Below are 9,110 nucleotides of genomic sequence, written 5' to 3' on the forward strand. Positions count from 1 at the left end.
ACGGCTCGAGGGGCATGCGCGTCCCGAGGGCGTGCGGAACCGGCCTGGCGAGCGCGATCCGGCCCTCCTAGCGGCAACTGATCCGGGACTCCGCCCAGTCCGCCAGCGCAGCCGTCCCCGACGGGTCCGCCGACTCAACGACCAGGCGCAGCGTCCTGTGGCCGGCGAGCGGCACGTGGACCGGCACCGCCGCGTCGCCGCGGCCGAGAGCGGCCGAGCGCCAGAGCCGGACGCCGTCCCCGTACACCGAGAAGCGCACCGGGCGCACACCCGGCGTCAGGTCGTCGACGCCGGCGAACGCGTCATAGGCCGTGCACGCGCGGTTGAGGTCGATGGTGACGGACGACTTGCCGTGCACCGTCACCCCGTGCCCGTACTGCTTGCCGCCGATCGACATGTCAGAGCGCTTCCACATCCAGCTGCTCTCGTTGTGCCGCACCTCGGGACCGGTGTGGTCGCCGAAGATGCCGTAGTCCAGGCGGTTGACCTGGTAGACCTCCGCCTTCTGGGGAGGCGGCGTGGGCTTCGGCGTCGGTGTCGGTGAGGGAGTCGGCGTGGGCGTGGGGGTCGGGGTAGGGGTCGGGATGGGCTTCGGCTCGGCGGGTCGTGGCGTCGGCGTGGGAGTGGGGCTCGGCGTCGACTTCGGGCCGGGCTCGGCCGACGGCGGAACGGGCGCGGGCGGCGCCGGCGGCTCCGGCTTCGGCTGGGGCGCGGACGGCTCCGGCGCGACGGGCCGGGAGGCCGGGGGCTTGGCCATGGGCTCCGGTGCGGGCTCGCGGTCGGCCGACATGGCCCATACCAGCCCGGCTGTCGCGGCGACAGCCACGGCCGCCGCCATAGCCTTCGCGGGCGTGCCGAGTCCCTCCGCGGCTGCCCCGCCCGACGCGCCCGACGCGCCCGACGCGCCCGACGCGCCTGACGTGGCGGCCGCGGCGGCACCGGCCCCCGCTGCGCCCACGGCGCCGCCGGCGACGATCCCGGCCGCCTTGAGGGAGTACCCGGCGGCGAACCAGCCGATGACCGCTATCGGCAGCAGCGCAGGAATGCCCGCGTTCACATGGGCGAGCTCACCAGCGGCCAGACGGCACTTGACGCACTCGTCCAGGTGCTTGCTCAGACCCCGCTCCGCCCGCATCCGCAGCCCGCCGCGGGCGTACGCGCCCAGCCGGTCCGCGTACCGGGCGCAGTCGCCGCCCGTGGTAAGCGCCGTGCTCACATGGGCCTGGAGATACGCCTGCTTGAGGCCCTCCCTGGCCCGGCTCGCGAGCACCGCCGTCGCGTTGGCGGTCAGGCCGAAGAGGGGGGCGACGTCGCTCGGCAACTCCTCCTCCACCGTCGTGTGCCACAGCACCGCCTGCCAGCGCTCCGGCAGGGACCGGAAGGCCTGCATGGCGAGCGACTGCTCGGCCTCGTGCATCGCGCGCACGTCCGCCCCGACGTCGAGTGTGTCGTCCGTCGCCGAGTCCGTGCTGCGCGCCGCCTCCGCCGCGAACACCGCGAAGTCGTCGACCAGTTGCTCCCGCTTCGCCGTCTTCGTCCAGGCGGCGGCGACCCGGCGGACGGTGGTGAGCAGGTACGCCCGCACCGCCTGCTCCGGCCCGGCCCCGCCGCGCACCGCCTGCAGGGTCCGCGCGAAGACCTCGGCCGTCAGGTCGTCCGCGGTGTGCGCGTCGCGGCAGCACGTGTGCGCGTACCGCCGGACGGCCTCGCAGTGGCGGCGGAACAGCTCCTCGTAGGCGCCGTCGTCGCCGTCTCGCATGCGCCGGATCAGCTCGGCGTCCGCCGACGCAAGCTCGCGCGGCGGCGGCAGCACCGAACCGGCACTGCGGTCCCGCTGCTGAGGAACGGCGTACTTCGCCGCGTCCACGTCCGCCGGATCCGGGTGAGCCGCACCGGTGTCCGCGCCGTCCGGCCCGTCGACACGCGGGCGCGGCACGCCGGACGAGCCGCTCCGTCCGCCCTGGCTTGGCACCTGCCGTGGTGGTCCGGCTGCCCCGGAGCTCCCACCGCCGAGTGACTCGTCCTGATGGTCACCGCTCATCGCGGAAGCCCCCGTAAGCACTTCGGACCCGAATTACCGGGCAAGCGTGCCACAGGGCGCCTGTACGCCGAACTCTTATGCGCCGCAACCACTCGTCCGGGGCGACTTCCCCGAACTGCGCACCGCCGGTCATCCGAAAGTGGCAGGAACAACCGGGTGAGCGGACAAGGGCGGTTGAGGGCACCGCGCCGCCAGGGACGGGTCACGGAGCAGGAGCGCCCGTGCGGACTTCACGCGGACCGCGGACGCAGACCCTCCAGCAGGATGTCCAACAGCCGGGCCGACGCGGCCTCCTGCTGCGCGGCGTCGGGCAGCGACGGCGCGGCCGTCGCTATCACCAGCAGCACATCGGCCACGGTCACGTCACCGCGCAGCTCACCCGCGGCGCGTGCCCGCTCGACGAGCCGGCCCACGACCTCCAGCAGGTCCGCCGCGCCGGCGTCGTCCTGCTCCTCGGCCGGCACCGGGCGCTGCCCGACCACGCGCAGCCCGGACGGTGCCCCCGCCCGCTGCTGCGGCACCCACATGTCCTCGCGCGCCTCACCCGACAGGTCGTCGGCGCTACCCGCCGCCTCGTCACCGTCCACCCGGACGCGCAGCACCTGCGGCGGGAGCAGCCGCCCGGCACCGGACGCCACCGAGGTACGCAGGAACCGGGAGAGCGCCGACCACGGCTCCTCCTCCTGCCCGAGAGCCGTACGCGCCTGCTCCGTCAGCCGGGAGATCTCCTCCGCGGCTATCCGCCGCACCAGCACGTCCTTGCTCGGGAAACGGCGGTACACCGTGCCCACGCCGACCCGGGCGCGCCGGGCCACGTCCTCCATCGGGGCCCCGTACCCCAGCTCGCCGAACACCTCGCGGGCTGCGCGCAGGACATGCTCGAGATTGCGCTGCGCGTCCACGCGCAGCGGCGCCGAACGGCCCGTCCCGACCGGACCCGTCGGTCCGCTCCCACTGCCGTCCGCGGCCGAAGCCGGCGCGACGGCGGTCTGCCAATGCGAATCCTGGATGTGCATAAGCGTTCCCCCGGTCATGTCGTCTCCCCCCGGAGACATCCCCGCCTTGGTCTGCCGGGCGTGCCTTGACCTGGCACCCCGACAGACAACGAACATAGTTGAGCCGGAGTCAATTCAGAAGGGGGTACTTCGCACGGAGCGCCCCCCGATCGGAGCAAGGACCGGAAGGATCCCTATTCCACCCGCTGCCTCCCGCCACCCCGCCGGGCCTGACCTGCGCGGCTTCCGTTATGCCCCGAGCTGTGCCGCGCCTGGGCCACCGACGGCTTCCGGTCACACAATTCGCCGGGCCTGTGGACAAACGACTGAGGTCGTTGCGTCATGGGATGGTGAAGGCTGCAAACTCCCGGGGCACGACCTCCGGCACCTCGCCGCGCACACGCATTCTGGTCGTCGGCGGCGGCTACGTCGGGATGTACACCGCGCTGCGCCTCCAGCGGAAGCTGAAGCCGGAGCTCGACCGCGGCGACGTCGAGATCGTGGTGGTCGCCCCCGACCCTTATATGACGTATCAGCCGTTCCTGCCGGAGGCCGCGGCCGGTTCCATCTCCCCGCGCCATGTGGTCGTCCCCCTGCGTCGCGTCCTCGGCAGATGCACGATCGTCATCGGTGAGGCCCGCGCCGTCGACCATGCCAAGCGGACGGCGACCGTCACCACGCTCGCCACCCAGGAGGAGGGCGCCGGAGCCGTCGAGATCACCTACGACGAACTCGTCATCGCCCCCGGCTCGGTCTCCCGCACCCTTCCCGTCCCCGGCCTCGCCGACTACGGCATCGGTTTCAAGACGGTCGAGGAGGCCATCGGCCTGCGCAACCACGTCATCGAGCAGATGGACATCGCGTCCTCCACCCGCGATCCGGCGATCCGCGACGCGGCCCTCACCTTCGTCTTCGTCGGCGGCGGTTACGCGGGCGTCGAGGCCCTGGCCGAACTCGAGGACATGGCCCGCTACACCGCGCGCTACTACCACAACGTCAAACCCGAGGACATGAAGTGGATCCTCGTCGAGGCGGCCGGGCGCATCCTGCCCGAGGTCGGCGAGGAGATGGGCCGCTACGCCGTCCGGGAGCTGCGCGCCCGGAACATCGATGTACGGCTGGACACCCGGCTCGAGTCGTGCGAGGACCGGGTCGCCGTCCTCAGCGACGGCTCCCGCTTCCCGACCCGGACCGTCGTCTGGACGGCCGGCGTCAAACCGGCGCCCCTGCTCGCCGCCACCGACCTCCCGCTCAACGAGCGCGGCCGCCTCGCCTGCACCGAACACCTCACCGTCGACGGCGTCGCCCACGCGTGGGCGGCGGGCGACGCGGCGGCCGTCCCGGACGTCACCTCCGACAGGCCCGGCGCCGAGTGCGCGCCCAACGCCCAGCACGCCCTGCGCCAGACCAAGGTCCTGGCCGAGAACATCGCGGCCGCCCTGCGCGGACAGCCCCTGCACCAGTACGCCCACAAGTACGTCGGATCCGTCGCCTCCCTCGGACTCCACAAGGGCGTCGCCCACGTCTACGGCCGCAAGCTCAAGGGCTATCCGGCCTGGCTGATGCACCGCACCTACCACCTCAGCCGGGTGCCGACCTTCAACCGCAAGGCCCGCGTCCTGGCCGAATGGACTCTCGCCGGTCTCTTCAAACGTGAGATCGTCTCCCTCGGCTCGCTGGAGCATCCGCGGGCCGAGTTCGAATTCGCCGCGGGCGCCAGACGCAACGGCGACGGAAAGGACAGCGGCCCGCCGCCCAGTGCAGCGGACGAATCGGCGGACAGTTCCCCGGACGGCCCTTCGGGCACCTGACGCCGCCGACAGGAGCTGGGCGAAAAGGATTGTCCGTCCGGTCGACCACACTGGACGTGTGACCATAGGTGGGCTCACACCTGCACAGAGTGACCCTTGGCGACGACCCCCATTGAGGCTTGAAAGTCAGTGAACTTCACGCGTTGGAGCCCCAGGCTCCCCGGTACGCAGCGTCGCGCCGCAGCACGGAGGACCGACCAGGGGCTCTCGCCGGTGCAGCGGGGCGACGGCTCGGTGCCCGCGGCCCGCGGTGAGTCCGGACAGCCGCTGGAGACCCCTTCGGACGTCCCGGCGCTGGAGGACTTCTCCGTGCCGGAGATCCTCGGCCGCCTCCCCGCCCTGGTCGCCCTCGTCTACGGCCCCGACCACCGCATCGCGTACGTCAACGAGGCATACGCCGCCGCCTTTGGTCACCGCACGCTCGGCACCACGGCCGCCGACAGCTGCCCCGAGCTCGCCGAGCTGGGCCTGCTCCCGCTCATGGACCAGGTGCTGCGCAGCGGCAAGCCCCGTACGGTCAAGTCCCGCAGGACCCGGGGCGGAGGGTCGTACACGGTCACCTGCCTGCCCGCCGAACGGACCGAAGGCGGCAAGGAGCCCGAGGGCGTCCTGGTCTTCGCGGCCGACGTCACCGACCACGCCGAGGCCGCCGAGCGGCTGCGCGCCAGCGAGCGGCGTCACCGCGAGACCGCCGTGACCCTCCAGCGGTCGCTCCTGCCGCAGGAGTTGGAGCAGCCCGACGACCTGCGGTTCGCCGCCACCTACCAGCCCGGTGGCACGGACGCGGCGGTCGGCGGCGACTGGTACGACGTGATCACGCTCGGCGCAGGCCGTACGGCCCTGGTCATCGGTGACGTGATGGGCCGCGGTGTCCGCGCGGCAGCCGTCATGGGTCAGCTGCGCACCGCCGTACGGGCCTACGCCCGCCTGGACCTGCCGCCCCACGAGGTGCTCCAGCTCCTCGACGGGCTCGCCTCCGAGATCGATCCCAGCCAGATCGCCACCTGTGTGTACGCGGTCCACGACCCGAACGAGGGCCGCCTGGTGTACGCGTCGGCCGGGCATCTGCCGATCCTCGTCCGCGACCAGGACGGCACCGTCCGCCGCGCCGACGAGCCCACCGGACCGCCGCTCGGCACCGGCGGCTATCTGCACGCCTCGGGTTCCATCGACCTCCCGCCCGGCGCCACCGCCGTCCTCTACACGGACGGCCTGGTGGAGCGCCGGCGCGAGGACATCGACGAGGGGATGGCCGCGCTGGAGCGCGCGCTGTCCGGGGCGACCGGTACCCCGCAGGTGGTCTGCGACCGGCTGATCCGCTCCATGGGGGTGACCGCCGAGCACGACGACGACGTCGCGCTCCTCGTCCTGCAGCACCCGACCCGCAAAGGCGCGGACGCCGAGCTGTTCCACAACGCCGCGCTGGACCTCCTCGGCGGCATCGAGGCCGCGCCCCGCGCGCGTGCCTTCGCCTCCGGGGTGCTGGCCTCCTGGCGTTTCTCGCCCGAGCTGCACGACCTCGGGGTCCTGGCCGTCAGCGAGCTGGTGGCCAATTCCCTCAAGCACGGTTCCCCGCCCATGCGCCTGCGGCTGCGCCGCACGGACCGGCGGCTGATCGTCGAGGTGACGGACGGGGACGAGCACCTGCCGCGACGACGCCGGGCGGAGTCCGAGGACGAGGCGGGCCGCGGTATCTCGATCATCGCGACGATCGCCTCGTCCTGGGGAAGCCGCCGTACGCCGGGTGGCGGCAAGGCCGTCTGGTGCGAGTTCGCCCTGCCCTGACCTCAGTGGGCGGGGGCGACGGCCTCTTCGGGCTTGTGCACCGTCACCACGCGGGACTTCGCCGCGAGCGACGGCCGGTCCTGCACCGGCGTGAGCCGCTTGCCCAGCCGCAGCGCGAGCACCGTGATACCGAGCGAGAACAGCACGAACGTCACGATGTACGGCCCGTGGAGCGCGGCGCCCATCGGACCGCCGACGGCCGGACCGACCGCCAGCGCGAGCTGCTTGACCAGGGCGAACGCGGAGTTGTACTGCCCGACCATCGACTCCGGCGCCAGGTCGGCGACCAGCGGGGCGACGGTCGGCGACAGCATGGCCTCGCCGAGCCCGAACAGCGCGTACGTCGAGACGAACGCGGCGGTCGCCATGGCCTGGCTGCCGTCGCCGAGGCCCGCGTAGCCCGCGGCCGTCCACGCGACGGCCCAGATCAGGCCGACCGAGGCGATGACCCGGCTGCGGCTGCGGCGCTCGACGAACTTGAGCACCAGGAACTGTGCGGCCACGATCACCGCGGTGTTGGCGGCGAGCGCCGTGCCCAGCGTGGCGGGCTCGATCCCGGCGGCCTCGGTGCCGTACGCGGCGAGTCCGGACTCGAACTGCCCGTAGCAGGCGAAGAAGAGGACGAAGCCCAGCACCAGCAGGTGCACCATCGCCCGGTGTCCCAGCAGCGCGCGCATCCCGCCCCCGGCCCTGGCCTCCGTGTCGGCCGGCCGGGCACTGCGCAGCGACGCGGACTCGGGCAGCCGTACGGTCAGCGCGATGCCGGCGAGGACGAGGAACATCGCGGCCTCGATGCCGAACAGCAGGGTGAAGCCGGCGGGCCGGCTCTCGTCGACGATGTGTCCGCCGATCAGGCCGCCGATGCCGAGACCGAGGTTGTGCAGGAAGAACTGCAGGGCGAAGGCGCGGGTGCGCGTCGTGGTCTCCGAACACCAGACGATCATGGTGGTCAGCGCCGGCTGCATGACGGCGGTCCCCGCGCCGAGCACCACCGCGGCCAGGACGACGGACGGAACGCTCCCCGACAGCCCCATGCCCGCCGCTCCGACGGATGCCAGCACCGCAGCACCGACCAGTACGGGCAGCGGCCCGCGCCGGTCGATGACCCGCCCGGTGAACGGCAGGGCCACGAGTGCGGCCATCGCGAAGACGGCGAGCACCACGCCCGCCGCACTCGCGCCCAGGTCTCGCACCTGCGCCACGTAGATGTAGAGGTACGGAACGGTGAAGCCGAGCCCGAACGCGCTCAGCGCGTTCCCCGCCTGGATCCGGCGCATCGCTGCACCCTTCGCCTTGGTCACACTCACCCACTTCGGTCGAGGTCCTGCAGGACCTGGAGGACTGAAGTCTGAAGACTTCAATAGTAAAGTTCGAACCTGAACAATACACATTGAAGGACTTCAAGGCCAATGAGTGCCGTGCGATACTTCCGCGCATGCCTACTGAGACCCCCGCGGACGCCGTCTCCGGCCCGCAGGAGCCGACCCTCGACGAGCAGATCGCCGCCTACCAGCGCGAGTACGGGGATCTCGACCCCCAGGTCGAGAAGGTGGTCTCCGCACTCGGACGGCTCAACCGCAGGATGAACGTCGCGTACGGCCGCCAGGTCGCGGCCCTCGGTATCAGCAACGCCGAGTGGGAGGTCCTCAAGACCCTGGTCCTCTCGGGCTCCCCCTATCGCCTCGGCCCCGGGGAGCTCGCCAAGCGCCTCGGTCTCACGCCGGCCGCGATGACCCACCGCATCGACCGGATGGCGAGCGAAGGCCTCGTGACCCGCGACCGGGACGAGAACAACCGCGTACGCGTGATCGTCGAGCTGACGGACGAGGGCCGCACGAAGTGGCTCGAGGCGATGCGCATGGCCACCACGTTCGAAGAGGACCTGCTCCAGGACCTCGCCCCGGACGAGCGCGCCCTGCTCGGCGAGCTGCTGATCCGCGTGCTGCGCCGGGTCGAGCACGACCAGCCGGACGCCGGCGGACGCCTGACCGACCTGGACTAGCGACCGGCCTCCGGGTGGCGGCCGGGACAGTTGACACGTTCCCCGTCGATCCGTAAGGTTCTTCGAGTTGTCGCGGAGCCGGAACGGTTCTTCGACAGCCATCCTCGCCGCTGATGCGGCAACCACACTCAGCACGATCTCCCAGTCGGGACGAATTTCGCATGTCGAAATTCATTTCGATGACTCGATTATGAGTCGCCCGGGAAATCCGCTAGAGTTTGGATGTCGGAACGGCCCAGGGGTCGGGAAGTCAATCCCCTCTGACTGGGAATCAGGCCCGAAAGGATCTGGTAGAGTCGGAACCGCCGGAAAGGGAAGCGCGAAAGCGAAGAACTGGAAAGCACCGAGGAAATCGGATCGGAAAGATCTGATAGAGTCGGAAACGCAAGACCGAAGGGAAGCGCCCGGAGGAAAGCCCGAAAGGGTGAGTACGAAGGAAGCGTCCGTTCCTTGAGAACTCAACAGCGTGCCAAAAA

General features: G+C 71.7%; 6 protein-coding genes. 3 read left to right on the plus strand and 3 right to left on the minus strand.

Translation table 11 applies throughout. From position 1 onward, the window contains the following. Window positions 1-67: 67 nt before the first annotated feature. Window positions 68-2,041 carry a sigma-70 family RNA polymerase sigma factor gene (locus ACWD0A_RS23240; RefSeq protein ID WP_451300929.1) on the minus strand — a complete coding sequence of 658 codons (1,974 nt, stop codon included), beginning with the start codon at window positions 2,039-2,041 and terminating at the stop codon, window positions 68-70. Window positions 2,042-2,271: 230 nt separating this feature from the next. Beyond that, window positions 2,272-3,057, minus strand: a complete 786-nt coding sequence (locus tag ACWD0A_RS23245) for a TetR/AcrR family transcriptional regulator (RefSeq protein ID WP_451300943.1) — start codon at window positions 3,055-3,057, stop codon at window positions 2,272-2,274. Window positions 3,058-3,383: 326 nt separating this feature from the next. On the opposite strand from ACWD0A_RS23245, the gene ACWD0A_RS23250 reads away from it, so the two are divergent. Both ACWD0A_RS23250 and ACWD0A_RS23255 read left to right on the plus strand, forming a co-directional pair. Next, entirely contained in the window at window positions 3,384-4,847 is a 1,464-nt protein-coding gene (locus tag ACWD0A_RS23250) for an NAD(P)/FAD-dependent oxidoreductase (protein ID WP_451300931.1), read from the plus strand. A gap of 129 nt (window positions 4,848-4,976) precedes the next feature. Continuing rightward, the gene (locus ACWD0A_RS23255) at window positions 4,977-6,632 is read left to right on the plus strand and encodes an ATP-binding SpoIIE family protein phosphatase (RefSeq protein ID WP_451300933.1); all 1,656 of its coding nucleotides are present in this window, start codon (window positions 4,977-4,979) and stop codon (window positions 6,630-6,632) included. A 2-nt stretch (window positions 6,633-6,634) separates the two neighbouring features. On the opposite strand, the gene ACWD0A_RS23260 is transcribed toward ACWD0A_RS23255, so the two are convergent. After that, window positions 6,635-7,909, minus strand: a complete 1,275-nt coding sequence (locus ACWD0A_RS23260; RefSeq protein ID WP_451300935.1) for an MFS transporter — start codon at window positions 7,907-7,909, stop codon at window positions 6,635-6,637. A gap of 158 nt (window positions 7,910-8,067) precedes the next feature. Here ACWD0A_RS23260 and ACWD0A_RS23265 point away from each other — a divergent pair, with 158 nt between their 5' ends. Next, entirely contained in the window at window positions 8,068-8,634 is a 567-nt protein-coding gene (locus ACWD0A_RS23265; RefSeq protein WP_451300937.1) for a MarR family winged helix-turn-helix transcriptional regulator, read from the plus strand. Window positions 8,635-9,110: the final 476 nt, after the last annotated feature.

This window comes from Streptomyces sp. NPDC002867 (assembly GCF_053591895.1).